21 protein-coding genes and 1 tRNA gene are annotated in these 25,026 nt (G+C 43.1%); 8 read left to right on the forward strand and 14 right to left on the reverse strand.

The genetic code is table 11. The annotated features are described in order from the left end of the window. The first annotated feature begins 27 nt into the window (after nucleotides 1-27). Nucleotides 28-633, forward strand: a complete 606-nt coding sequence (locus AC6RV6_RS18665) for a pyridoxamine 5'-phosphate oxidase family protein (protein WP_500242387.1) — start codon at nucleotides 28-30, stop codon at nucleotides 631-633. A 210-nt stretch (nucleotides 634-843) separates the two neighbouring features. On the opposite strand, the gene mnmA is transcribed toward AC6RV6_RS18665, so the two are convergent. Continuing rightward, nucleotides 844-1,902 (reverse strand): tRNA 2-thiouridine(34) synthase MnmA, encoded by a 1,059-nt coding sequence (gene mnmA, locus AC6RV6_RS18670; RefSeq protein ID WP_500242388.1) that lies wholly within the window; start codon nucleotides 1,900-1,902, stop codon nucleotides 844-846. 280 nt (nucleotides 1,903-2,182) lie between these two features. Here mnmA and AC6RV6_RS18675 point away from each other — a divergent pair, with 280 nt between their 5' ends. Further along, complete coding sequence (locus tag AC6RV6_RS18675; protein ID WP_500242389.1) at nucleotides 2,183-3,850, forward strand: eCIS core domain-containing protein; 1,668 nt, start codon at nucleotides 2,183-2,185, stop codon at nucleotides 3,848-3,850. A 5-nt stretch (nucleotides 3,851-3,855) separates the two neighbouring features. On the opposite strand, the gene AC6RV6_RS18680 is transcribed toward AC6RV6_RS18675, so the two are convergent. The 6 genes from AC6RV6_RS18680 to AC6RV6_RS18705 form a co-directional block, all read right to left on the reverse strand. Continuing rightward, entirely contained in the window at nucleotides 3,856-6,672 is a 2,817-nt protein-coding gene (locus AC6RV6_RS18680; RefSeq protein ID WP_500242390.1) for a TIGR02921 family PEP-CTERM protein, read from the reverse strand. A gap of 67 nt (nucleotides 6,673-6,739) precedes the next feature. Continuing rightward, a complete protein-coding gene (gene xrtO / locus AC6RV6_RS18685; protein WP_500242391.1) occupies nucleotides 6,740-8,227 on the reverse strand; it encodes an exosortase O in 1,488 nt (495 codons plus the stop codon). Nucleotides 8,228-8,331: 104 nt separating this feature from the next. Further along, nucleotides 8,332-9,849, reverse strand: a complete 1,518-nt coding sequence (gene dacB / locus AC6RV6_RS18690; protein ID WP_500242392.1) for a D-alanyl-D-alanine carboxypeptidase/D-alanyl-D-alanine endopeptidase — start codon at nucleotides 9,847-9,849, stop codon at nucleotides 8,332-8,334. Continuing rightward, entirely contained in the window at nucleotides 9,788-11,257 is a 1,470-nt protein-coding gene (locus AC6RV6_RS18695; protein WP_500242393.1) for a sensor domain-containing diguanylate cyclase, read from the reverse strand. The genes dacB and AC6RV6_RS18695 overlap by 62 nt, the downstream gene beginning before the upstream one ends. A 524-nt stretch (nucleotides 11,258-11,781) precedes the next feature. Further along, nucleotides 11,782-11,854: transfer RNA gene (locus tag AC6RV6_RS18700), tRNA-Glu, on the reverse strand. Nucleotides 11,855-11,963: 109 nt separating this feature from the next. After that, on the reverse strand, nucleotides 11,964-12,521 hold the full coding sequence (locus tag AC6RV6_RS18705) for an NYN domain-containing protein (RefSeq protein ID WP_500242394.1): 558 nt from the start codon (nucleotides 12,519-12,521) through the stop codon (nucleotides 11,964-11,966). Nucleotides 12,522-12,669: 148 nt separating this feature from the next. On the opposite strand from AC6RV6_RS18705, the gene AC6RV6_RS18710 reads away from it, so the two are divergent. Next, entirely contained in the window at nucleotides 12,670-13,320 is a 651-nt protein-coding gene (locus AC6RV6_RS18710; RefSeq protein WP_500242395.1) for a rhomboid family intramembrane serine protease, read from the forward strand. After that, nucleotides 13,320-13,571: a TIGR02450 family Trp-rich protein gene (locus AC6RV6_RS18715; protein ID WP_500242396.1), complete on the forward strand. Its 252-nt coding sequence runs from the start codon at nucleotides 13,320-13,322 to the stop codon at nucleotides 13,569-13,571. The genes AC6RV6_RS18710 and AC6RV6_RS18715 overlap by 1 nt, the downstream gene beginning before the upstream one ends. A 67-nt stretch (nucleotides 13,572-13,638) precedes the next feature. On the opposite strand, the gene ccmO is transcribed toward AC6RV6_RS18715, so the two are convergent. From ccmO to AC6RV6_RS18735, 4 genes are all read right to left on the reverse strand, one after another. Beyond that, complete coding sequence (gene ccmO / locus AC6RV6_RS18720) at nucleotides 13,639-14,502, reverse strand: beta-carboxysome assembly protein CcmO (RefSeq protein WP_500242397.1); 864 nt, start codon at nucleotides 14,500-14,502, stop codon at nucleotides 13,639-13,641. Between the two features lie 122 nt (nucleotides 14,503-14,624). Then, nucleotides 14,625-15,869, reverse strand: coding sequence for a M16 family metallopeptidase (locus AC6RV6_RS18725; RefSeq protein ID WP_500242398.1), 1,245 nt, complete (start codon nucleotides 15,867-15,869; stop codon nucleotides 14,625-14,627). 58 nt (nucleotides 15,870-15,927) lie between these two features. Beyond that, complete coding sequence (locus AC6RV6_RS18730; protein WP_500242399.1) at nucleotides 15,928-17,202, reverse strand: M16 family metallopeptidase; 1,275 nt, start codon at nucleotides 17,200-17,202, stop codon at nucleotides 15,928-15,930. Nucleotides 17,203-17,296: 94 nt separating this feature from the next. Beyond that, nucleotides 17,297-18,124, reverse strand: coding sequence for an ABC transporter permease (locus AC6RV6_RS18735; RefSeq protein ID WP_500242400.1), 828 nt, complete (start codon nucleotides 18,122-18,124; stop codon nucleotides 17,297-17,299). A gap of 115 nt (nucleotides 18,125-18,239) precedes the next feature. On the opposite strand from AC6RV6_RS18735, the gene AC6RV6_RS18740 reads away from it, so the two are divergent. Both AC6RV6_RS18740 and AC6RV6_RS18745 read left to right on the forward strand, forming a co-directional pair. After that, nucleotides 18,240-18,644, forward strand: a complete 405-nt coding sequence (locus tag AC6RV6_RS18740) for a phosphomannose isomerase type II C-terminal cupin domain (protein ID WP_500242401.1) — start codon at nucleotides 18,240-18,242, stop codon at nucleotides 18,642-18,644. A gap of 197 nt (nucleotides 18,645-18,841) precedes the next feature. Continuing rightward, entirely contained in the window at nucleotides 18,842-19,129 is a 288-nt protein-coding gene (locus tag AC6RV6_RS18745; protein WP_500242402.1) for a hypothetical protein, read from the forward strand. Between the two features lie 99 nt (nucleotides 19,130-19,228). Here AC6RV6_RS18745 and AC6RV6_RS18750 read toward each other — a convergent pair whose 3' ends face one another. Both AC6RV6_RS18750 and AC6RV6_RS18755 read right to left on the reverse strand, forming a co-directional pair. Beyond that, a complete protein-coding gene (locus tag AC6RV6_RS18750; RefSeq protein ID WP_500242403.1) occupies nucleotides 19,229-19,726 on the reverse strand; it encodes an anthrone oxygenase family protein in 498 nt (165 codons plus the stop codon). A gap of 36 nt (nucleotides 19,727-19,762) precedes the next feature. Further along, nucleotides 19,763-20,392: an NAD(P)-dependent oxidoreductase gene (locus tag AC6RV6_RS18755; RefSeq protein WP_500242404.1), complete on the reverse strand. Its 630-nt coding sequence runs from the start codon at nucleotides 20,390-20,392 to the stop codon at nucleotides 19,763-19,765. 226 nt (nucleotides 20,393-20,618) lie between these two features. Between AC6RV6_RS18755 and AC6RV6_RS18760 the strand changes: the two genes are divergently transcribed. Both AC6RV6_RS18760 and AC6RV6_RS18765 read left to right on the forward strand, forming a co-directional pair. Continuing rightward, nucleotides 20,619-21,491, forward strand: coding sequence for a helix-turn-helix domain-containing protein (locus tag AC6RV6_RS18760; protein WP_500242405.1), 873 nt, complete (start codon nucleotides 20,619-20,621; stop codon nucleotides 21,489-21,491). A gap of 178 nt (nucleotides 21,492-21,669) precedes the next feature. Continuing rightward, nucleotides 21,670-23,004, forward strand: coding sequence for an RNA-guided endonuclease InsQ/TnpB family protein (locus AC6RV6_RS18765; protein WP_500242406.1), 1,335 nt, complete (start codon nucleotides 21,670-21,672; stop codon nucleotides 23,002-23,004). A 143-nt stretch (nucleotides 23,005-23,147) separates the two neighbouring features. Here AC6RV6_RS18765 and AC6RV6_RS18770 read toward each other — a convergent pair whose 3' ends face one another. Beyond that, nucleotides 23,148-25,013, reverse strand: coding sequence for a R3H domain-containing nucleic acid-binding protein (locus AC6RV6_RS18770; RefSeq protein WP_500242407.1), 1,866 nt, complete (start codon nucleotides 25,011-25,013; stop codon nucleotides 23,148-23,150). Nucleotides 25,014-25,026 lie beyond the last annotated feature (13 nt).

The raw sequence follows: 25,026 nt of genomic DNA on the forward strand, positions 1-25,026 counted from the left end.
TGTTCCCAATAACCAATAATCAAAATCATGTCTCGTAAATTTACTCAAATTGCCTTTACTCCTGCTGTAAAAGATTTTCAAGACCGTTATGGCTCTCGCGAAATGTATGCTCGCATGGAAGCGAGCGGACCTGAAAATGACACAATTATCCCTAAATTAGAAACATTTATTAAAGCGAGAGATAGTTTTTATATTGGGACGAGGAATGAAAATGGCTGGCCTTATATTCAGTTTCGTGGTGGTCCTATTGGATTCCTCAAAGTTCTCGATGAAAAGACATTAGGTTTTGCTGGTTTTAGTGGCAATTGTCAGTATTTGACCATCGGAAATTTATCCGTTGACGATCGCATTTTTCTATTTTTGATGGATTATGTCAATCGCCGCCGCTTAAAAATTTGGGGACGTGCTAAAGTTATTTTTGACGATCCGGAAATCATCGCACGGTTAAAAATGCCGGATTATCCTGCCGAGGTAAAACGAGGTTTTATCATTAAAGTAGAGGCATGGGATTGGAATTGTCCGCAACACATTCCTCATAAATATTCAGAAGCAGAAGTTGCAGAAAGGGTTGCACCTTTACAAACTCGGATTGCGGAATTAGAAGCGCGAGTGAAAGAATTAGAAGGTACTTAAATTCAGTTCCACCTTATTGTGAAACACAATTATAAGTAGTTGGACAATACCAAAGTTAACAGTGTAAAGGAGGGAACAGGGAACAGGGAACGGGGAACAGAAGGGGGTATAGCCTATTTACACTTCTTTACACAGAGAACAAAATTTAAGTCCAACTACTTACCACGATAATACCGATTAAAGTAATGCGATCGCTCTCACCAAATTGGTTTAGGAATGAAAACGCTCGATAATTCCTCCCCCCAAAAGCAGATCGCCTTCATATAAAACGGCAGCCTGTCCGGGGGTAATGCCAAACTGAGGTTCGTCAAAGACTAACTTTACTCGTCCATCTCCCAACGGTAAGACATTAACAGGGACTGGCGGCGTGCGATAGCGAACTCGTGCATGGGTGCGAAAAGGAACAGACGGTTCGGCGATGGAAACCCAATTCATGCGCCCCACCGTACAATCAGTTTGCGTAGCCTCTTCTCGACTGCCGACAACAACTTGATTCATGACGGTATCTAACTTCATCACATAGAGTGGATCTGGAGCAGAAACCCCCAAACCTTTACGCTGACCGATGGTGTAATGATGAATACCTTGGTGTTTGCCCAAAACTTTGCCATGACTATCGATGATATCGCCTTCTTTTTGCTGGATATATCGATCGAGAAAACTTTGCATCGAACCGTGAGATTCAACCAAGCACAAATCTTGACTTTCCGGTTTATCAGCCGTTCTCAGATCGTATTGTGCGGCGATCCGTCGGGTTTCCTCTTTGGTGGTTTCTCCGAGAGGAAAGACAGATCCCGCTAATAATTCTTGAGTCAGATCGTAGAGAAAATAAGATTGATCTTTGTTGAGATCGATCGCTCGCAAAAGTTGATAGCGTCCTGTGGTTTCATCGTAACGGATGCGGGCATAATGACCCGTAGCAATGCGATCGCATCCCCATTTTTCTTGAGCATATTGCAACATTGGCGCAAATTTTACCGTCCGGTTGCATTGAGAACAAGGAAGCGGTGTCACTCCCGACTCGTACCCGGAAACGAGATAATCGACAATCTGAGTTTGGAAGAGATCCCGCGTATCAACGATATGGTGGGAAATGCCCAATTGCTCGCAGATCGCCGCCGCATCAACCATTCCTTCCGAACAGCACTGACCTTTCCCTTTCATTAACCAAAGGGTCAAACCGATGACTTCATAACCTTGATGATGGAGAACAGCCGCAGCAGCAGAACTGTCAACGCCTCCTGATAAACCAACGACGATTTTGGACATGGGATTAAAAATTTCGACCGTAAATCCATTATGACGCATCCTTATTGACATCTTCCCTCTCTTCCGCATTGCTCAAGGAGGAGAATTCCCTAGAATAACGTTAATTGAAAGTATGTGGAGATTCCCCAAACAGATCCCACGGAATCCATGCGACCTTCTCTCCCGACAGATTAAAGATTCTATCAGGAGAGAACATCGCTAAAGTTTATTGTATTATTAAGAATTGGTTGTTAAAAGAGACCGTGCAAGATTATCGCAAAACCTTATTCTTGGTGCGATTATGGAACGTATTCATCAGTATCGAGGTTACTCGCAACAGCAAAATCCGAAAAAATCTCGGTTTGCTCCACCTCTTGTCATTCAGCCTAAAGCGGCAAAGAAACCTAAAAAAGAACTCCCAGAATGGAAACCGGGAGGAAGCGGGATGCCGAATCCGTTGGAATGGCTTCGAGATGCGGCAGCAGTGCAAGCAAAATTGGCGATCGGCGAACCAAATGATAAGTACGAGCAAGAAGCCGATCGGATGGCAAAGGATGTGGTTCAACACATTAATTCTCCTGCAACCAATACTGTGCAGCAGTCAGCAATAGCAAAACAGAAGACCCCAGAAGATGATGAATTGCAGATGAAATTTGTGCTACGAATGAAAGAAACTGTCGCTAGGGAAGCGGCATCATCAGAATTAGAATCGTCTATTAATCAAGCTAAGGGAAGCGGACAGCCCTTAGAAACAGGGCTGCAACAGTCGATGGGGCAGGCAATGAGTGCTGATTTTAGCAGGGTGCGAGTTCATACGGATGCGCGATCGGATCGCTTGAATCAGTCAATTCAAGCGAAGGCATTTACGACAGGACAGGATGTATTTTTTCGACAGGGAGCGTATCAGCCGGAGAGTCGAGGAGGTCAAGAATTGATAGCTCATGAGTTAACTCATGTGGTGCAGCAGAATGCTGGAGCGGTTCAACGCAATGAATCCCAAGAGAAACCGAACGTAAAAAATGTAGGTTGGGGAAACCGTCAGATTCAGTGCAAGCGAACACAGCTACAGATACAAGGCAAGTTCGATTACGATTCAATCTCAGATGCCATTTTTCAAGATCCTTCCCTAGGTAAAGAGGCTCCCAATGACCAAGAGCAGATACTGGCTATGGATGTAGGGGGATTGGTAAATCAAATCAAAGAGTATAACCATAGGATAGAAAATACATTTATAGATCGACATGAAGACACAGGTTGTCAAAAATTTGCAGATACAGCCAATCAATGGCTAGGGGAAATTGAAACCTTGAGTCAAAACTTGCAAAACAATCCAGATATCGCACCAAGCCTACATACTATCTTAATGGGTCAAGTTGACATACAACTGCAACATGAAAGAAACATCATTCAAGGTATTACCGGTTATTTCCAGAACGCACCACAAATGATGATATTTAAGTGGCGCGATGGATGGAATAAACAATTCGCGGGCAAAACGTACAGTCAAGCTATCGATATTGCAGAATATGCTCTGCCTTTATATCAGAGCGGTGCGAACTATCTTGATGTTGAGGGATACGCGCCAGATAGAACATTTATTGAATATGCTCCGCGAAGTTTCAGCAATCTTCCCAAAACAGGATATAAGTTGCATCTCAGCATAAACGAGGCATCAATGGCAACTGCGACGACAACATTGTTACCGTTTCTAAAGGCACAAAATTACATACATAAAATTGTGGCGCATCATGGGGAAATGACTGGGGAACAAGCCGGAAAAATCGTTACGATATACCCAAAAGAGGTAGAAGAAGCCACAGAAGAAGGTGGATTTGACAATCTTATCCAAAACTTGGAAGCTCAAATACCAGGCTGGGGATTGCTGGCTGGCGACCCAGTTCAAGGTGAAGATCCAGTTGGTATGTCAGGACTGATATATCGCAAGAGTAATGCCAGTTATGCAGGTTGAGCGGGTCAGGTTCGGGAATTGCTTCCTTCTCCTCCTCTAAGAACAGAAATACGCTGACGTTGCCAAATAATCAGTATTAAACCCAATGCACCGATCCCCAATAACATCCACAATTCCGGTTCGGGTACCGCCGACACTGCAAAAGGATTAAAAGGTGAAGTCAGTTGCTCTTTCCCGGATTCTACTTCTCGTTCAAAGCGATCGCTTTTCGCTTCAGCTTGTTTTAATTGTTCTTGTTGCCGATCGTTAACTAACACGATCGCAGAGGAATAAGGGGTGACGACACTGTTCGTTTTCGCGATATCGTGCAGAATATCTAAATTGGCGACTTGTTGCGTATCTAATTGCTGTCCCAATCCTAAAATTAATTGTCGCGCCGCAATAGAAGCAAACGCATCTTTCTTGGTAGTTTGGCGATCGCTTTTTTTGACTGTCCACGCATAACCATCCGTTACATTAACTGCGTTTAAAGTTGCACGAGTTGCCAACCGATGCAAAACCTCTGAAAGCTGCACTGCGACCCCACCGCCACTATCTTGAATCGTAGAAAGGACGCGATCGGCATAAGCTGCGGGAAATTTCCCGCCTAGATGTACCATCCATAAAGGGATCTCGATCGCGGGAACTTCTGCATCATCATCGGAGAGTTCGTAAGTCCCTTCATCAGTTAATAAAAGAATGGCATCATATTGACTCTCTCCTTGTAAGCGACGAAACTGTTGTAGCATTTCCGGAGGTTGGATCGTCCCATAAAAGACCCGTTGAGAAAGGTTGACGCGATCTAGCTGGTCAATGCGTTGAGGTTCTATTCCCAATGTCCCCGTTAAGTACAAATCTGCATCATTATTCGTGGAACTATTATCAGAAAATCCTTGTTTTGTCAACCATTCAAGAGCAGTTTTTACCTCTCGAACTCGTTCTCTCATGCTGTAAGAAGTATCTAAAAGAACAGCAATTTTTGTATCTTGAGGAAAGTCATATTCAGACTCAGTTAAAGGATTGGCGATGAGTTGATAACCTTGAGGAAAATCAATACGATGAGGTTGCAAAGAAACGGTTTCTGAACTCGGTAGAAAAGCAGGCAGCCAAGTTTTAATTCTTCGCTGTTTTTCTCCATTTAAGAAACGTTTTGTTTTTTTTGTCCAAAAAATGTTGCGTTTTTGTGCGAGTTGTGGTAATACCCAGCCTTGCTCTTTTTGTAACACTTGATAGGTTAACCAAAGGTGCATTTCTGGGGTTTCTAGTTGACCATTTACAACTCGATTAGGAGGAATGGGAAAGGCACGTAAACGATATTGTCGGGGTCCGACTTGTTCGAGTAATGCTGGATCGACTCGTTGTTGTACTTGGTCGTTATAAACTTGTTGTGCGGCACCCCGAGGAGAGATTTGATAAACAAAACGAGAGTTGATATCGTTAGTTTCTCCTAACCAGAGACCTGTTAAAACAGCGCTTTCCGGTAAAGAGAAAGAGTAAAAGATTTCTTGTTGTTGGGGAGTTTGGTTTTCATAGATTTCATGGAGTTCAATTTCTGCGCGATCGCCATGTTCGGAAAAATTAACTTCTTGGCTGGCTAAAAATACCTTTCTTTCTTCAACATCTAATAATCCTGCTTTGGCTTCTGCACGATTTGCAGTGGAGGTTAAAGCCTTAACAACGGCTTGGCGATCGCCATTTTGAATGGGAGTATCAAAAAACTGAGAATAAAGTTCTTCGGCTACTCTGACATCCCTACGATTCCCTTGATATAAAAAAGGTGACATTAGCTGATTATACAAAGATTGCAGCATATCGGCTATTTCATTGGGAAGATCGAAGCTATTACGATACATTTCGCGAATATGATTATTTTCGTCCCAAGTGCTGATGTAGCGATAAGGAAGTAAATAAGCATTAACTAAACCCGTGCGAATTGGGTCAGATTTCGCGACGAGTGCAGTGCGATCGCTATTATTTTTAGGAATTTCTGCTAACCATTCAAAGACTTGAGTTTGAGGCTGTTGTTGCAAAGAGAAAAAGAGTGCCAACCAAGTTGCGATCGTTCCTGTTACTCCTGCGATCGCAATTTTATTCCCATATTGTTCTGCAAATTCATACAAGACTTTTCGCCCAGAAGAAATATAAAATAAGGCAAAGGAAACAGGCAGACAAACAAAAAGTGTTGCTCCAAAAATAAAGACGAGGAAAAATAGTAGGTATACCCAAAAATATTGATAAAATATAGGTCTAGTTAAAGCAGGTATTAACTCACGTAACCAAACAAAAGAAAAGAATACTTTCAGTAACCACCAAGCAATAGGAAGAGCGTAAAATAGTAGTAAAAGTCCTGCATAAACACCAATTAGAACTAAAAGACTGTGGCTGAGTAACTGGAAAAATGCAAAAATATGTCGCCTTGGTTGAGAAATTCTCTCTTTCTTACCCAAATAACCACCAATGAGATAAAGAAAGAAAGCAAAGATACCAAAAAGGAGTGTTGTTAAAAGATGGCTACTCGCTGAATTGAGTTCTCGTAAGGCAAACAAGCGCACCATACACAAGACAAAAAATGGAGCTTCGACTCCATAGAAAAATTGTAAAAGAGCATAAGGACGCTTAAGAAAATACCAGCCTCCTAAAAAAGTACAATTGGTGATAACCGCAATAAATCCTAAAAAGGTTAACAAAAATTGCCAATGAATTTCTCCGGCTGCAACCGCTTGCATAATCGGAATGCCAATATTGGGTAAAATGCCAAAATAAATAACACAGATAAAGGCAATATTCCAAAACCAAAAAATGGTATAGCAAAGTGCAGAAAAATATCTTTCTAGTCGTTTCATTGTTCTTATCTGGATAACTAAAGTTTTTGATTCGTGACTCAAGGAGGTAATTCAGTATTGATTAATTTTAAGTGAATGAATTTTGGTCGATCGCCTGATAAACTTCAGCCGTAAATTCTTGTAGGAGAGGATTGTCAGAATTGATTTTGCGATCGAAGAGAATAGAAATTAGAACCCAAGGTTTATCTTTAGCAACAAAAAATTGCTGCCATAAGCGGCGGTAAAAATCATCAGTTGTTTTTCCTTTTGATTGCAACCAATAAGTTGCAGAAAGTTGCTCGTTTTGTAAAGAGAGCCAGCGTGCCATGACTGCCGAGGAAAGCTGTTTTTTCTCGACGCGATCGACTTTTAAACCATTGCCAATAAAACAGAGTTCTGGAGGATGATAACTGCGCCAAGATGTATTGGCAACAACTAAAATAGAGCCAGATAAATTATCAAAGTTAAATTGATGTTTTTCGACCAAAGTTTCGGGATAGCTATTAAAAAATCTCTCTTCTGCGGGAGTTAGTTCAATTAATGTCGTATCGACTGCTTCAGGAAGTGCGATCGCTTGAATCAGTTCGGGAGAATAAGTCGGGATAATATGATAAACGATTGCCAATGCGATCGCACTTCCTAACACAGTCTTTTGTATTAATAGATGATTGATAGCTGGTAATGGTTCATTTGTTGTGAGCAAGGAGTCATGGGTTTCTAAAACACTTCTATTGCGAGGAATAAAACGCGATAGTCCCCACGTTATTCCACAAACTAGAATAAAACCGAATAATCCCAAAGGAAGATGCAGTGAATCTGCAAATTTTGGCTGTTTTAAAACATCTACAATAATGACTAAAGCGAGAACTCTTAATAAATTCGCACTAAATAAAAGGATAATATTCATTGCGCCAATCAACATCCAACGCCAACCAATAATCCGTTTATCAATCCAAGTTAAACCTAGAAAAAATAGCGTTCCTACCCAAATACTTTTAATTCCACTACAAGGAATATCAATTTCTGCAATGCCGTTTTCGAGTATAATGATATCGTGAGATGAGATTGCGCTAATTTGACCGATCGCAAGAAATTGTTCGACCCAATGTGCGGTTAAAACTCGTAAAGGCAAGCCACCAAAGCCACTTCCTAATGGAGGACTTAAAGGCAGAATGCAAGACACGATCGCAGCGATAGGAAGTCCTTTTGTCCAGCGATCGCTTTTCATAAAGAGTCCTAAAATTCCATAACTTCCTAAGAGAAATAGTAGCGCGGTGAGTTGTGCGATATTTCCCAAAAATTTGAGGGCGATCGCTGCTAATAAACTCGCGATAATAACTGCGAGAGGGAAAATTCTCATTGTCGGAACTAAGGATAATGTTGTGCGTTCTCGATATAAAGATACCCCGATCGCCGCCATTAAAATTGCTCCGATTCCGAGCATCATTAATTGTACTGTTGGAGAGGTATGACGAAATGCGGTATAAAACCAATTGAGCGTTGAAATATGAACGATAAGCCAAACTGCAACCAGTGTGCTGCAACTCAAAGCGATCGCAGTTTCTTTTGTTTTCATCTTTGGACAATTCTCCACGGGTTTTCCCTCCCTACACTTCTCATTATCTCTATTTCGGACAAATTTTAGCCTTTTTGGAAAATTTGTCCAAAAGATGGAGAAATTTAGCGCGAATAACTACAAAATTGTAATTTTCTCAAGGCTAAAACAATTTGATCGATTGCCTTTCGCTGTTCTCGCACAGTGCGATCGGAACGATTTACGATAATACTAAATACTAAAGGTTGATATTCGGGAACTTCCAAATAGCCAGAAAGTGCAGAAACTCCCGTCATTGTTCCGGTTTTGGCTTGCATCATTCCTTGAACGGAAGTATTCTTAAAGCGATTTCTTAAAGTCCCACTGACTCCTGCAATGGGTAAAGAATCACGATAAATTTCCCCTTGGGACGATCGTGCGATTCCTTGTAAGGTTTGGACGATCGCTTCGGGACTGAGGAAATTGTGCCGAGAAAGCCCTGAACCGTCTGCAAGTTGATAACTGTTAGAATCTACTCCTAAATCGATTAAGGCTGCTTCTAAGGCTTGTAATGATGGTTGGGAAGAATATTCCCCTAACAGGTTTAAGAGTGCTTCCGCATACAAATTATTACTGGGTTGATTGGTTTCACGAATTAAGATAGCCAGAGGAGGAGATTCAATGATGGTAATCGCTTGTTTGGCTTTCTTAATTTGAGCGCGATCGCTAATCTTGGTTTGCGCGATCGCGATCGATTCAATCTCTAACAATTCGCGAAAGGTATCGAGGAAATATCGTGCAGGATTTAAAATAGCCATTCCCCACGGATCGGGATCGGCATTGATGGCAAGTTGTCCGGTAATATTAAGAATGGGTTGACCTAAATTTCTAGTCATCTCCACCGTGTAAGGTGTATCGAGATTGCTGGTTTGGGTTTGATTGTTAAATTGCCATTGTCGTGCTGCGATCGCGTCATCCCATTCTAATCTTAAAGGTTGTCCTTGTTGTTGGGGATATAGCGTTAAATTGAAGGTATTTTCATTTAAAATCAAACGATTAACCGCAGCACCATAATAAAAATTGAGATCGGCATGTTCCCAAGTTGGATGCCGAATTGTTGCTAGCAATGTGCGATCTTCAACAATTAACTCCTTAATTTTTTCGACCCCGCGATCGCGAAATTGTCGTGCCACTTGTTGTAAGGTTTGATACGTTATGCTGGGATCTCCTTTGCCAACAAGATGTAAATCAGTTAACTCGGGTGGGTTTCCTGTTGCATAAATAGGTGTGCGAATGCGATAATCTGCTCCTAATTGATGTAAAACGGCAGCTGTTGTTAAGAGTTTTGTATTCGAGGCAGGAACGAAATAAGAGCGGGAATTCAGAGCATATAATGATGTCCTAGAATTTAAAGGCTGTACGAGAATTCCCCAACGCGATCGCTCAAATTCTGGGATATTAATAATCTTTTCAATAGCTTTCGGAAGTTCTGCTGGACAGATAACCTCTTCTGCATTAGCGACAATTGCAAAAAATATAGAGTATGTTAGCGTAACGAACCATCCTATTCTAGAAAACCAAAAAATAATTAATTTAAATCGATTATTTTTGCCAAAGAAAAACGCGATCGCGTCCTTCTTGTTTGGCTTGATATAATGCTTCATCCGCTCGAGCGACTAAATCTGATTCTGATAGTTCTGAGGTAGGAATTACACAAGAAACTCCCATACTCATTGTAACATAGTCACTGACTGAAGAACGAGCGTGAACGACTTTTAAGGCCGCCAAACCTTCCCGAATTTTTTCGGCAATTGTAATCGCTTCTATGGCTTCAACATGAGGTAAGACGATCGCAAATTCCTCACCTCCATAGCGAGCAACCAGAGCGTTAGAATTGCGTGCAATGTTAGCTAAAAATTGGGCGACTTGTTGCAAGCAATCATCTCCTGCTTGGTGTCCGTAAGTATCGTTATAATATTTAAAATAATCTACATCGCAGAGAATCAGAGATAAGCAGAGATTTTCTGCTTTGGCATAGTGCCATTGTTGGTGAAGGTAATGTTCAAATTTCCGACGATTGGCGATTTGAGTCAGTTCGTCAATAGCAGCAAGACGCTCTAATTCTTGATTGGTTTGCTCTAATTTTGCAAATAAAATGGCTTGTTGAATGGCGATCGCAACATGAATGGATAAGTCTTGCAAAAGTTCGATTTCGAAGGGCTGCCAATTGCGGCGATCGCGACAATGATGGGCAATTAATAGCCCCCATAACTTATCTCCTTGTAGAATGGGAACAACGAGATTTGCACGCACTTCAAACTGCTGCAATAGTTCGGCATGGCAGGGTTGAATACTGGCTTTATAAATATCATCAATACTACTCGTTCTGCCTTGACGATATGCTTGAATATATTTTTCACTAAAACATGGGTCGTAAATATCTGTCCCAAGGATTTTTTTCCAGCCCTCACTGACTGATTCTACAGTCACATTTCCTTCACCATTGGATTTAATTTCATATAGGATAACACGATCGGTTCGCAAAAAGTTGCGGACCTCATTCGCTGTTGTGGTTAAAATATCATTTAATTTTAGAGACTGCCGAATGCGTTGGGAAATTCGAGCAATAATTTGCTTGGGGTTGACAGTAATTTGAACGATTTTTTCCTCTGTTACCTCTTTGAATTTCCACGTTCTTCCGACAATTTCATTATCGAGATAGAGAGGCTGACTGTAGGTTTTGAAAATTCTCCTATTTTTGAGATATAATAAATCCGTACTGGTTTCTTGAGGGTTTTTCAGAGTATTTTTGAGACGATCGAACCAAACTTGAGGACTTTGAATTTTCTTGCCAATCAGATGAATGAGATTAATTTCTTCACTATTTTTATGGGACTTTTTGGGAATATCCCACATTTCCATTAATCTCTGATTGAAAATGATATTTTTGCCCGTGTTATCAACAGCAAAAATTCCCTCTTCGGTTAAATCGATGGTGGCTTGCAAAAGGCAAACTGCTTTTTTTAAATTTTCTGTGCGATCGCTGGTGCTTATGAAGTCTTGAAGAAACATAATTTATCTCCCATAAAGTTAATGAAAGATCATACTGAAAAGAAAACAAAGCCAATTATTTCCTTCAGTTTATCTCTCAAAAAGGATTATGCGTTTTTTGTGAAATTATACTAAAAGAGAAAAGGGAAGCTATGCAAACTAATACAAACTTTTTTTGCAAAGTAGAGAATAAAATGCTTTCCCTATTTTTGACACCAAAAAAAGTGCTATTTTATGAGATACCATTATATCGAAAAACTCAGAGTAGTTAGAACATTTAGAAAAATTAATACAAAATCACAATTAAGTTAAGATTTATCAACTTCAACTAAATTGTTTCACGTCTTGCGTTGGCGGACTCAGTGCTTCAATAGTTTTCTAAGCTAACTGGTAGTGAAACACACAAAAAATTTGCGTACCGAATATGCGAATGTGAGCATAACGCCAAGCAAATATTGCGACTAATAGCGCGATCGTACCCTGAAAAAAACGAGAATTAGAAATACATGAGAAAAGCGCAAGATATAGTATCTTGCGCTTTTCTATACCCCCAAGGGAATTCGAATCCCTGTCGCCTCCGTGAAAGGGAGGTGTCCTAGGCCTCTAGACGATGGGGGCTTGTTTGTTAGCTTGTTTTTCTGAAAAATTCAGACATTTGCTAATATAACGAATATTTCGGAACTTGTCAAGCCAATGATAAAACTTTTTTCAATCGTATCTCTAGACGCTATATCTGGCTTGAATTTTGCCCCATTCGCCACTGATTTAAACGTCGTTGCGCTTGCGGATCGAGAGAGTTAAACAAAAAGCGACCTGCGGGTCTTTGCGGTCGATGCTTTTGTTTCATTCTCTTTTGCGCCCCTCTAACCGCAATCGCCAGTTCTCGGGCGGACATTAACTCTGCGCCATACCCTCGCACGGTTTGTTGGAGAATACCGTCAGAGGTGGCTACAATGGCACGACGATCGAAGCGATCGACACTGCGAGAAAAAGAGGCACAATATTTTTCAATATAAGTATCGGCAGTTTGAGAAAAACTCGTATAGTAGGCCGATAAATGTTCGGTGTGTTCTTCACGATAGCCGGGAGTTTGACTGGCATAAGCATCAAAAACAATGGAAGTTTGCCAATTTTGCCAAGCGGCATAGTTAATCAAGGATTCAATTAACTGTCGTCTGGCTGCTTCTAAACTTTCGCGATCGCGGACTGCTTGCAATTCCGACCAATTCCCAATGGCGTTATAGCCATCTACGAGAAGAATAGTCAGTTTTTTGGATGAGGACATGGTTCTTCAAGGCTTGTAGCACAGTGTTGCAAAGGATTATTTCCACAGATGTCAATCAATGTTAACAATAATTTAGGATTTCCGAGCAAATGGGATTGAGGAAAGAATTTGTTAGGCTAAATAAGAAACACGCAGCGATCGCCGAACCATGAGCAACCCCGAGGAAAAATCAATTACCCACGAGTTAAAAACCCAATTTTTGATCTTGGGTGCATTTGTCGCGATTTTTTGGATTCTCTTGATTATCGACCACACCTCGTTAAGCTGCGTCCTAGCCAATGCCGCCCGAGTGGGACGATGCAGCTTGAGGGGGATAGGGCAATGCAGTTTGGGTCAGTATGGCATTATTCCTCATAATCCCGTCGGACTGCGGGGAATTCTATTTGCGCCATTTTTGCATGGAGGGTTTGGGCATTTAATTGCGAATACCGTTCCTTTTTTAATCTTGGGTTGGTTTGTCATGCTGCAAGAAACCAGCGATTTTTTTATTGTCACGGCGATCGTCATGGTTGTGGCCGGACTCGGTACGTGGATTTTCGGTCAACCTTGCTCGTTTCATATCGGTGCGAGTAGCCTCATTTATGGCTATCTCGGCTTTCTTCTCTTTCGAGGTTACTACGAACGCAATACGGCTTCTATTGCCCTCTCGATGTTAGTTTTCTTCTTGTATGGGGGAGTGATCTGGGGGGTTTTACCTTCTCAACCGGGAATTTCTTGGCAGGGTCATATGTTTGGCTTTATTGGTGGCATTATTGCCGCGCGTTTCATTGGTAAAGCTAGACGGGCTTTGCGAGGATAATGGCAAAAAAACAGAAGTTTCCCCATTTGTTGGGGTCAAAGTGGACGGCGAAGCAAAAAACCTTCGGTTGGCGGCATTTTCAAGTGGTCAACCGTAAAAATGAAGGGGATTGGGTGTTTGCAGAGATGGTGGCTTCTTGCGATCGCACGGTTCGTTTTTGGCTGAATGCCCAACAGTTAAAAAACGATGCACTTTGGGAAGCTGGTTGGAAGACGCTACAGGAAATGCAGAGAGAAGATTTTCGCATCTAGATTTCTTGCGATCGCTTCACTTGGTGACAAGATTTCCCGCGAAAAACTAGGAAGAAAAGGAGAGTGCTTACTCCAAAAAATCCTCGATTTTTTCTCTTTTTTGCAACCGAAGCGGTACTTTTTCCAACTCGGGTAAAGCCACAGTTTCTCGTTGTTTTTGTCGGTCGGATTTGGGCATTAATAAAGGTAGGGGATCCGGTTTTTCCAGCCAGTATTCTGCCACGGGGAGAGTATGCTCTAAATCCTCTAAAGGTCTGGGAATGACCATCACCGCACTAAATTCCCCGATTCGTTCGGCTTCATACATTCCCGCTTCTACCGCTACGGCAACATTGGCCACAGTTCCTCGCACGATCGCAGTACACAACCCATCGCCAATGGTTTCATAACCCGCTAATTGAACGTCTGCCGATTTTAACATCGCATCCGAAGCCCCCACCATGGCCGGAAAGCCTCGCGTTTCCAGCAAACCCAGGGATTGATTGCTCAAACGACTGTAACCGCGTTGTTCCTGTGCCATCTCGATCGCATGAGTGCCAATGGGAAAAATCACCTCTAAATTGGGGAGAGGACGAGGAAGCACCATTTTACCGATGAGTTGTCCAAATTGTTCGGCAGTTTTTGCCCCTTCTTCCACGGCAAGACGCACATCTGCTGTTTTTCCCCGCACGATCGCCGTACAATAGCCACTGCCGATTTTCTCGTATCCCACTAAAGTTACGCCCGCCGATTTCAGCATCATATCTGCGGTACCGACAACGGCGGGAAAACTGCGGGTTGCTACTAACCCGAGGGCGCTTTCTTGAATGATCCTTTTACGAGATTCCGGGCGAGATCCCGGACTGGATTCTGAATTGAATCCCGGACGCGATAGCGGCTGGGGGCGAGAGTTTTGGTTCAACAAGCGAGTTTTAATTTCTATTTCAGACATGGATTTTCTCTTCTAGCGCAAATATTCCCAGAGCGTTCCTCTTGCCCCTCTATCTCTAGAATAACAATAAACCAGCAATAATCAATAACTGATAACTAATTATAAGCAACCAATAACTAAAGTTAATTAATACAATTTTCGGGACCGACGAGAGAAATATAAGGATCGCCGCTAAAGTATCGCCGTGCGGTTTCTAGGGCTTGTTCTGGGGTAACTTGCACGATCGCTTCTTGAAATTGGCTGTCAAAATCAAGACCGACTTCAATGGTTTCGTACCAGCCTAAGATTTGCGCGATTTCAGAGTTCGTTTGCTTGCTGAGGGCATATTGACCCAAAAGTTTGTTTTTTGCCCCTTGTACCTCTTCAGAAGGAAGGCGTGTTTCGCAAAGTCGTTTCACTTCTTGATGGAGTCCTTCGAGGGCGATCGCGGTATTTTCTGGGGCAGTTCCCATATAAACGACAAATTGAGAGGTATCGAGACGGGTCGGATAAAAGGCGGAGACATCATATGCGAGTCCGCGTTTTTCTCGCAGTTCGACGAAAAGGCGGCTGGATAAGCCATTACCTAAATAAGTATTCAGGAGTTTGAGGGCTGTATAATCGGCTTCTTTGCGAACGGAAGGGGTTAAATAACCTAACATGACGATCGCTTGCTGGCTGTCTCGGGGGGTTTTGTGGGGGGTGGGTTGAGAAGCAATTGAGGAAATGGCGAGTTCGGGAAGGGGTGTATTGGGGAGTTGCCAGTCTCCAAAGATATCATTGGCGATCGCGATCGCTTCTTCGTGTTTGATGCGCCCGGAAAGGGAAATAATGAGATTATCCGGGCGAAAGTAAGTTTGATGATACTTTTGTAAGTCTTCGCGTGTCAATTTTGTTACGGTCTCTTCTGTTCCTAAAATCGAGATCCCATAGGGATGTTCGCCGTACATCGACTCTCGCAGTTGTTTGAACCCGACATTAAAAGGGCGTTCTTGTTGAGAACGGATATTTTGTAAGGTTAAATGTTGTTCGAGTTCCACTTCTTCTTTAGGAAAACTCGGCGATCGCGTAATTTCTCCCACCAGTTGAAAAATTTCTCGAAAATCCGCCGTCACGGTTTTAAATCCAATGGCAAAATAGTCCGTCGATGCGTCAGCACCCAAAACGGCTCCGACAGATTCAATTTTTTCCGCAATTTCGACTGAGGATAAATGGCGCGTCCCTTTGGTCAATACATTAGACAATAAATGAGAAATTCCTGCTTTTTCTCGCGTTTCCCAGCGCCCTCCTGCCTTCAAAAACAATCTCCCAGCAATAATATCTGCTGTCGGATTTTCTACGGTAATTACAGTAATCCCATTGTCTAAAATCGTGCGCTGAGTTGACATATTTTATTGGTTATTGGTTATTGGTAATATAATTGACGACTACAGAACAACCAGCAAATTAAAGATGTTTCATGACGGTGACAGCATACTTTTCGGGAGAAAGATATTTTTTGGCGATCGCCTGCAATTCCTCTGCTTCCATTGCTTGAATGCGTTGGGGATAAGTTGCGGATAGTTCTACTGTCGCGATCGTATTGTAGTACCCATACAGTCCGGCCAGTTGGCCGGGAGTTTCGGTGGAAAAGGCGTAATCGTTTAAAAGCAAGCGTTTCACCCGATTTAATTCAATATCGGCAATGGGAATATTTTGCAGTTTTTGCAGGCGATCGCAAATTTTCCCTTCTACTTCTTCTAAATATTGTTCCTCTAACCAAGCACTAATAGTTAACAAGCTGGAATAACGCTGTAAGGAAAACTCGCTGGCAATATCCCAAACCAAACGCTGTTCTTCTCGCAATTCTCTCACTAAGCGGGATGATTGCCCCCCTCCCAACAAAACTGATAGCATATCCAATCCCACGGCTTCGTTAAGGTCGGCAACCCCAGAGGCTGTCCATGCCATCATTAAACGCGCCTGTTCCAATCGGGGCAAGCGTAATTCCGTGCGGCAAATTCCTGTTAAAACCGGCTGAGGGCAGAAAGTCCGTGAGGGACATTCAGAACGGACGGGAAAGTCTTTAAATGTATCGCCAACTAAAGAGAGTGCCGTTTCGCGATCGAGTCCTCCCACGATCGCAACCGTCATATTTTCTGGTTGATAATGGGTTTTGTGAAAACAGCGCATTTGATTGGGAGAGCGATCGCGGACTTGTTCTTCTGTCCCTAAAATTGAGCGTCCGTAAAGAGATTCGCCGTAAATTGTTTCGCATAAGGCTTGAAATCCTAACCAGTCAGGATCGTCTTGACAAGAGCGTATTTCTTCAATCACAACATCTCTCTCGCGGCCAAATTCTTCATCAGCAATACTGGCGTGCAAGAGAATATCGGCAAAATAAGGCAGGGTTTCTGGCAGATATTGTGCGGCTGTGGTGATGAAAAAATGAGCATAATCATGGCTGGTGGCGGCATTGGTGAGACCGCCGCGATTCTCGATTTCGCGATCGAATTCCCCCGGAGCAACGCGCTTGCTCCCTTTAAAGATCATGTGTTCTAAAAAATGTGCCATTCCGTACCAGCGATCGGGTTCTGCACTAACTCCTGCTTTGACCCAGACATCCACCATGACGACGGGAGTGGTGGGAAGATGTTGATGAATGACGGTTAGCCCGTTATTCAGCCGGAAGGTATGGGCTGGCAATTGAATGGTTTCGCGTTGTTGAGATAGCTGTTGCAAGGTCAAGCGCTTAACGATGTGTTAATTTAGGCGATCTTATCTCTTAGGGGAACATTAAATTGATCGTTTTGATACAAAACGCAGAAAATTTGTTTTAATCTTGTTGGTGAGAAAACTTGTAAGCACCCCAAAATGCCAATGCGATCGCAACCATCAATAAAATAGGGATTGAATACCAAGGAAATTGAGAAATAGGCGCATAGGCAGCCGATCGCAGGGAAATACTGGTATAGGTTAATGGTAAACAATAAACGACGATTTTTAAGGCGATAGGTAAGGTCGCAGGATCGAAAAAGGTTGCCCCTAAAAAGGACATGGGGACGATAAGGAAATTGTTATATAACCCGACACTTTCTAAGGACTTAACGCTTAAGCCTGTAATAACTCCCAAGCCAGCAAAAACTGCACAGTTGAGAATCACAACTAATAAAAATAAAGGATTGAGAAAACTAAAAATCTTGCCTGTAAATAGCACGGCAACTAAAATGACAGAACAAGAAGTCATTAAACCGCGCACGATTCCGGCAACAACTTTTCCCCAATACAAGGCGAGGGGATGAACGGGTAATAATAATAATTCTTCAAAAGTTTGGCTAAATAAGCGATCGCCACAAATGGAAAAGGTGGTACCGCCAAAACTAATAGTCATGGAGGATAGTGCCACCATCCCCGGTAAAATAAACTCGAGGTAGCTATCGCCAAAGGGAGGTGTTGTCGCGCGATCGAGGGCGCTTCCCAATCCCAATCCAAAAGCAAAAATATAGATGAGAGGGGAAATTAATCCCGTTGCAGCAACTTGGGCAATTCTCGCTCGCAATTCCAACCAATCTCCCCAAAAGACCGTGAGAATATCAGCGAATAGGGTCGAGAGGGAAGATTTGGGAAAAGTGCGATCGCGATCGAGAGATAGTTCTGATTTCACAAGTTTTTCAAAAATGCTAAGTTTTGTTAAGAGCAACTTAACAATTTTTTAGCGATCGGGCAACAAAATAGAGAAAAATGAGAAGATAGTAGCGATCGCGAGCCAATTTTAAGTCATGAGCAACAAACCAACCAATAACCAACCCACAGAAATTCAAGCCCATGAAATTCAAGCCGGAATTCGAGTCGAACAGCGACCGTGGGGAATGGTGACGGTGTTAGAAGAGGGACCCCGCTATCGTATCAATCGTATTGAGGTCAAACCCAAACATCACATCAGCACGCAAATGCACTATCATCGCAGCGAACATTGGATCGTCGTCGCTGGAACAGCAAAATTGATTTGCGATGGGACAGAAACGCTATTAATGCAAAAGCAATCAACTTATGTTCCCATGAATGTTAAGCACCGAGTTGAAAATCCCGGGGTCATTCCTTTGGTGATGATTGAGGTACAAAATGGCGAGTTTTTAGGGGATGAAGATATCATTCGCTTTCCTGAAGCAGAACCCGAGCAGTGAACAGTTATCAGTTATCAATAGAGAGTGAAAGTAACTGTTATTTCTGGTCTAACCAATACTTGCTTATTGTTTGCTGCATTACAAATCATCAAGAAATCTCAACAAAAATAACAAGAAACAAATAAACGTGAATCTGGCGTGTATTCGTCTGCAACTCCTAACATAATAAGAGCAGCGAATAAATTAGGAGAAAGAAGATGAATCTCAAAACGAGCTTTGATTTCCTCGCCCAACTTAACGATGCGGAAAAAGGGTGGGGATTCTGGATCGATCGCAACCATCTCGAACATTATCACGTCGGTCAGTATTCGTTTGAAAACGATCGCATTCCCAAAAGTTTTATTCATATTGGCAGTTTGGACAACCTCGCCCACGATCGCCAACAATATATCTTGAATCACTTGGCTTCTACGGGACACAATGACGAGGTTTTAGGTTTGGCATGGGCAAAAACCCTTCTCAATGGCTTGGCCGTTCCCGCATAATAACTTTGCCTTAAGCACTATTTTTACAATAGATAACTTCGCGATTTCTTGATGCGATCGCGAAGTATATTATTATTAGGAAAGATAGACACTGAGTAACTAAGATGTTCGCTCGCAAAGCGAGATTGCAAACAGTGTTGCTGCCAAGAATGCTGCGGCTGTCCGAACGTGATTCCAGAATGTCCAATCCGTTAGATATTTTACCCATAGCGTTGTACCTTCAGCGCTATTAGGTGAGACAATTGCAAGAGCATCATTGAGAGGAATATTGCCCGCTACTGTTACGCCAATAGTACCGATTAGATACAACAAACTTCCTATCAGCAAATAGATAGCACTGGGTTGATGCCACTGCAATAATAAGGAAATCATCAAAACAATACAAGCCAAAGCCGGTCCGAAAAATGCTGCCATAAACCACGGGTTAATTACCGTAATATTAATAGATTGCATGGTCGCAATACCCGGTGCGGAGGGTTGCTGAGCCAGAGCCTGCATGACAAAGGTTGAAAAGGCAAAGAAAATACCCGCACTCAAAGCGCTACCGATCGCGGCAAACAGAATTAAAGGCAAGCGCAAATTTTGAACAATCGTCATAATATCTCCAGTAAATTGTTGTCAGTGGAACTAGGTTTAATAAGATAAACTTGGAGTCTTGCCCAAATACACATCATTCCGTAGTTGCTTCAAGATGAAGTCAGCCACATCAGCGCGAGAAATTTTCAGTTTTGATGTTTTATCGGTACCCGGAAAGCCGTGTCGGTACTGACCCGTTCGCTCTCCATCGATGAAGGCTCCCGGACGAACGATCGTCCAATTTAAACGACTTTGCTTAACATCATGCTCTTGCTTTTGGTGATCGGCAAAGACCTCTCGCAAGAGGAAGCCAAACATGATGTATTTCCAAAAGAAATTCAGGCTTCCCCAGCTATCTCCAGCCCCAAGCGTTGATTGACAAATAAAGCGTCGGACACCTGTTTTCTCCATCGCATGGATAATCTGTCGCGTCCCTTCCGAACGGATCGTTCCTGTTAGTTTCTGACCGGATCCGAGGACGCAAACGACAGCTTCTTGACCTTGTACTGCTTTTTCCACAGCCGTGAGATCCATGACATCTCCCCGAGCTACCTTTAAATTGGTATGCTCGATCTCGATATTGGCAGGATTGCGGGTAAATGCCGTTACGAGATGTCCTTGTTCGAGTGCCTGTTCGACAAGCTGGCGACCGATACTTCCAGTTGCACCAAAAATCAGTAATTTCATTTTCCTTGTTTTCTCCTGAACGATTACACTTTTAGCTTAGGAAAATGCTTGAGACTCAACTATCTGATTCTTGCGTTACTATCACGATCTTGCGATCGCTTTTTAGCTTCATACTGGAATTCCCCACAACTCAAACACAATAACGGATACAGTCCCTCCCAGAATTTTTAGCTCAAAGCTGAGAAGCGTTTAATATAATGGGCAGGAGAGATACCTAACTTGCATTATGAACAATCCTGCTCGCCAACAGGTTGAAACAAATTGCTTATCCCCATTGCCCAGTCAAACAAATTGCTGGGAGAACATTCAATTCAAACAATCCCAAAATCCTGTTGGAGAAGGAAGTTGTCATTTCGAGAAAGAGCATGTAATTTCTATGACCCTTGTTCCGCGTCCGGTTCGCTATTTGCAGGTTCAGGACGGCAAGACCCATACTGGACTATATAGTCAAGGAGACTTTTCGATTACCCCCGCAAATATGACGCTTTTTGCTCGTTGGGAGAATGATGAAAATTACTTGCAAATTCGGCTTGCATCTCAGTTTCTACAAAGCGTTGCCCGAGAAACCGTAAAACAAGATTGCGATCGCCTAGAATTACAACCCGAGTTTCAAACTCGTAACCCACAGATTGAAGCGATCGCCATGATGTTTCTCACCGAACTTCAGCAAGAATCTGCAAGCAGCAGACTTTACATTGATTCGCTGGCTAACATTTTGGCAGTGAATTTACTCAAGCAACACGCGACAACTCAACCGCAGTTACCAATTTATGAGGGTGGCTTACCTCAACGTCAACTGCTACAAGTTTTAGATTACATCGATGCACATTTAGATCGAGAGATCAAACTTGAAGACCTAGCTCAATTGCTCGATATGAGTCAATTTCATTTCAGTCGTTTATTCAAACAGTCCCTACATATCTCTCCCTACCAGTATTTAATTCAGCAACGGCTAGAACGCGCAAAGCAGTTGTTAAAACAAACAGACCAATCGATTACCAACATTGCTTTGGAGTGTGGATTCAACAGCCACAGTCATCTCAGCAAAAGATTTCGGCAATTTACAGGGATGACACCAAAAGGATACAGAGCAAATTAGACAACCCGACTTTCGCATTTAATCAAAATATCATACGAGAAAAAACGGGAGATTGATAGCCCCGTCTCTTTAGAGCGGGGTAGAAAATCGACACGGCGGCTTTAGCCGCTCGTATAATCCAATTTCTCGTTAACAAAAAGCAGTAAATTTGCTATCCTGAAAAAGGAGGTGATAAATCATGTATGGCTGCCAACAAAATTTAATCAAAGACGCTAAATGCTTACCCTTTTTAGAGTATCTGTGTACAACAGCCAATAAGCTGATTAATTGTGGAATATATCTCGCTCGTCAATGGTACTTCAAGAAAGGTTATGTCACGGGGAAATATGACCTTGAAAAAGAGTTAAAGTCAAACGAAAACTTTAGGTTTCTCTTTGCCCAAGCTGCCCAACAAACCTTAAGAGGAATTGCCGAGTCTTTCAAGTCCTACAAGGAGCTTTGTAAAAAATACTATAATGGAGAACTAGAAAACCATCCCCGCTTGCCAAACTACCGGAAAAAGGGAGGCTTAGGGGTAATTACCTATCCTAAGCAAGCGCTAAGACTGAAGAGTGAAAATGTCAGAATCCCCCTCGGTTTAAAGGTAAAAGCAGCATTTGGAGTTGATTCGTTCCTGTTGCCATTTCCCACTAATCTTGACTTCAAAAAGATTCGAGAAATTCGGATTCTGCCTCGTAATGGTTGCTTTTATGTTGAATGGGTCTACAAATTAGAACCGCAACAAATGTACGGACGTAGCAGTGCTACGTCTCTACACAAAAACAAAGTTTTGGGTATCGATCATGGCTTAGATAACTGGTTGACCTGCGTGACGAATGTGGGAACAAGTTTTATCATTGATGGAAAACATCTAAAATCCGTTAACCAATTTTATAATAAGCAGATTGCCACAATTAAGGAGGGTAAGCCTCACGGATTCTGGTCAAAGCGTCTATCTCGTATCACGGAAAAACGCAATCGACAAATGAGAGATGCCGTCAACAAAGCTGCAAAATTGGTCATCAATCATTGCTTAGAAAATGGGATTGGTCGTATTGTTTTTGGCTGGAATAAAGGGCAAAAAGATGGCATCGATATCGGTGCGAAAAATAACCAGAAGTTCGTACAAATTCCCACGGCAAAACTCAAAGACCGCATCAAGCAATTGTGCGAACTTCACGGGATAGAGTTCGTTGAAACCGAGGAGAGTTACACCTCGCAAGCGTCGTTTTTAGATGATGATTTCTTGCCGACATTCGGTGCAAAACCCGAAAGCTGGAAAGCGTCAGGAAAGCGAGTCAAGCGTGGATTGTATCGTACTCAAAATGGTTTTTTGATTAATGCCGATGCTAATGGCAGTGCGAATATCCTCAAAAAAGCGCTTGGGGGATGCGGAGGTTTCCTCCGCATATCCAACCAAGCAAGAGAAGTAGCGGCAACTTTAGGATTCTATCTTAAAGGAGTCAGTAGTGGCGCTTTGACTACGCCTGTAAGAGTCCATTATTGGACTACTTCCGAATCCCCGTCTCTTTAGAGCGGGGAGGGTCAAGAACTCATTTCTCGTTGTCAGAGTAAGAGCATCTCAATCCCAAATCGATTTGAAAATCTTTTGTAGCCAGTGAGAAGGAGCAATGCGATCGCATTGCTCCCTCTCATCTCCCCAGTATCGACATAAGGTTATGCCGGATAAATTCGCAATCTGCGATTGGGTTCGTCTCCAAAACTATCGGACTGGAGGCGATAATGCTCCACTAATTCGTGCTGCATCTTGCGAACCTTGGGCGATCGCGGCAACAATTCTACGGGTTGTCCTTTGGGAATAACGATATTTTCCACAGCTAACCGCGCTTCTTCTAATGCCTCGAGTTCGTCATCGCTGCCATTAGAACTAAATAATCGCAGATCTACCGCATCAGAACTCCCTAGATCTTCCAATCCCAAAGCTCGGCGCAGAGCCTTGCTAATTTGGGGAATGGTGTTGGATTTGACCGCATGAACGGGAATTTGTCGCGCTTTGGTAATTTGTCGCAACTTGGAATGGTTTTTAATCTGCGATCGCAAGGCCAAAACAGCATCGGCGCTATTCATATCCTTGGTGAGCATCACGGGTAGCTTTAGTACCTCGATCGCCTGCTCCAATTGCGATCGGCCGATGCCGTAAGGATAGACAGATAAGGGCAAATCTTCCCCATTGGGAGACAGTCCCAGTTTTTCTTTGCCATCGTCTAGCGGCCAAGACCGGGCCAGCATTCGTTCAAAATCTGAAACTGGCTCTTGTGGGGCAATATTGGGCAAAGGACGCATTCGCCCCGAAGCCCGCCATCCTCCATCCCCCGTTGTTTTCCCCCCTTTAGAAGGGGAGCCAGGGGAGATGGTATCTTGCGACGACTTCACCACATAAAAAGGCTGGGGCGCAGAATTTTGTACGATTTTGAGTTCTCCGCTTTCATCGAAAGTTCGCTCTTCCGGCAAGGGTTCTCGTCCCCGCAACAAGAGATCGACTGTATCGGCAACATCAGGGTGGACGGTCCATCGATAGCGCTCTTGCATCTCCACGGCAATTTCAAAAGTCGGCGGTGCTTTGCGCTCTAAAACCGTCTTTTGCGACCCCCTGCGCCGCGCTTCGTCATCCCCCAAAGTCACGGCTTGAATGCCTCCAATTAAATCGGCTAAGGTGGGATTCTTAATCAAATTTTCGATGCGATTGCCGTGGGCTGTTCCTACTAATTGAACCCCGCGCTCGGCAATTGTTCGCGCCGCTAAAGCCTCCAATTCTGTCCCGATCTCGTCAATAACGATGACTTCTGGGGTGTGATTTTCCACTGCCTCGATCATCACCTGATGCTGTAATTCCGGTTTGGCCACCTGCATCCGACGGGCGCGGCCGATCGCGGGATGAGGAATATCCCCATCGCCAGCAATTTCATTAGAAGTATCGATAATCACTACCCGTTTTTTTAACTCATCGGCGATAATGCGGGTAATTTCCCGTAAAGCTGTTGTTTTTCCCACTCCCGGACGACCTAACAGTAAGATCGATTGTCCCGTTTCCACGAGATCCCGAATCAGTCCGATCGTTCCGAATACCGCCCGTCCCACGCGACAGGTTAGCCCGATGATAGTTCCTTGACGGTTGCGAATGGCACTAATGCGGTGCAAGGTGCGTTCGATTCCTGCCCGGTTGTCGCCGCTAAAATGCCCTACCCGGTCGATGCTATACTGCAAATCCTCTTTGGTAATGAGGGCTTGACTCAGATATTCCGCATCGTTGGGGAAGCGGACTTCCGGCAAGCGTCCCAAATCCAAAACCACTTCGATCGCTTTGTCTTTATGGGCATGATTTTCTAATGCCGTGCGAATGGTGGGGGGGAGGATATCGAGAAGGCGATCGAGATCGTCGGTAATTTCTGTTCTGGTTTTGGGGTTTCCTTCGGGTTGAGTTGGGTTAAACACGGTAGAGTCTGGAGAAGACGATAAATTTGTTTTGGTTAAAAGGCGTTCGCTTGCGTTCCCGTAGGGAGTATCGCTATTGAGATTTGTCATAACCAATTCAGAA

The organism is Spirulina sp. LEGE 11439 (assembly GCF_059821285.1).

What these genes read in the sequence shown, in the direction of transcription:
- AC6RV6_RS18665 (WP_500242387.1), top strand. Translation starts at nt 28, where the DNA reads ATGTCTCGTAAATTTACTCAAATTGCCTTTACTCCTGCTGTAAAAGAT.
- mnmA (WP_500242388.1), bottom strand. Translation starts at nt 1,902, where the DNA reads ATGTCCAAAATCGTCGTTGGTTTATCAGGAGGCGTTGACAGTTCTGCT.
- AC6RV6_RS18675 (WP_500242389.1), top strand. Translation starts at nt 2,183, where the DNA reads ATGGAACGTATTCATCAGTATCGAGGTTACTCGCAACAGCAAAATCCG.
- AC6RV6_RS18680 (WP_500242390.1), bottom strand. Translation starts at nt 6,672, where the DNA reads ATGAAACGACTAGAAAGATATTTTTCTGCACTTTGCTATACCATTTTT.
- xrtO (WP_500242391.1), bottom strand. Translation starts at nt 8,227, where the DNA reads ATGAAAACAAAAGAAACTGCGATCGCTTTGAGTTGCAGCACACTGGTT.
- dacB (WP_500242392.1), bottom strand. Translation starts at nt 9,849, where the DNA reads ATGAAGCATTATATCAAGCCAAACAAGAAGGACGCGATCGCGTTTTTC.
- AC6RV6_RS18695 (WP_500242393.1), bottom strand. Translation starts at nt 11,257, where the DNA reads ATGTTTCTTCAAGACTTCATAAGCACCAGCGATCGCACAGAAAATTTA.
- AC6RV6_RS18705 (WP_500242394.1), bottom strand. Translation starts at nt 12,521, where the DNA reads ATGTCCTCATCCAAAAAACTGACTATTCTTCTCGTAGATGGCTATAAC.
- AC6RV6_RS18710 (WP_500242395.1), top strand. Translation starts at nt 12,670, where the DNA reads ATGAGCAACCCCGAGGAAAAATCAATTACCCACGAGTTAAAAACCCAA.
- AC6RV6_RS18715 (WP_500242396.1), top strand. Translation starts at nt 13,320, where the DNA reads ATGGCAAAAAAACAGAAGTTTCCCCATTTGTTGGGGTCAAAGTGGACG.
- ccmO (WP_500242397.1), bottom strand. Translation starts at nt 14,502, where the DNA reads ATGTCTGAAATAGAAATTAAAACTCGCTTGTTGAACCAAAACTCTCGC.
- AC6RV6_RS18725 (WP_500242398.1), bottom strand. Translation starts at nt 15,869, where the DNA reads ATGTCAACTCAGCGCACGATTTTAGACAATGGGATTACTGTAATTACC.
- AC6RV6_RS18740 (WP_500242401.1), top strand. Translation starts at nt 18,240, where the DNA reads ATGAGCAACAAACCAACCAATAACCAACCCACAGAAATTCAAGCCCAT.
- AC6RV6_RS18745 (WP_500242402.1), top strand. Translation starts at nt 18,842, where the DNA reads ATGAATCTCAAAACGAGCTTTGATTTCCTCGCCCAACTTAACGATGCG.
- AC6RV6_RS18750 (WP_500242403.1), bottom strand. Translation starts at nt 19,726, where the DNA reads ATGACGATTGTTCAAAATTTGCGCTTGCCTTTAATTCTGTTTGCCGCG.
- AC6RV6_RS18755 (WP_500242404.1), bottom strand. Translation starts at nt 20,392, where the DNA reads ATGAAATTACTGATTTTTGGTGCAACTGGAAGTATCGGTCGCCAGCTT.
- AC6RV6_RS18760 (WP_500242405.1), top strand. Translation starts at nt 20,619, where the DNA reads ATGAACAATCCTGCTCGCCAACAGGTTGAAACAAATTGCTTATCCCCA.
- AC6RV6_RS18765 (WP_500242406.1), top strand. Translation starts at nt 21,670, where the DNA reads ATGTATGGCTGCCAACAAAATTTAATCAAAGACGCTAAATGCTTACCC.
- AC6RV6_RS18770 (WP_500242407.1), bottom strand. Translation starts at nt 25,013, where the DNA reads ATGACAAATCTCAATAGCGATACTCCCTACGGGAACGCAAGCGAACGC.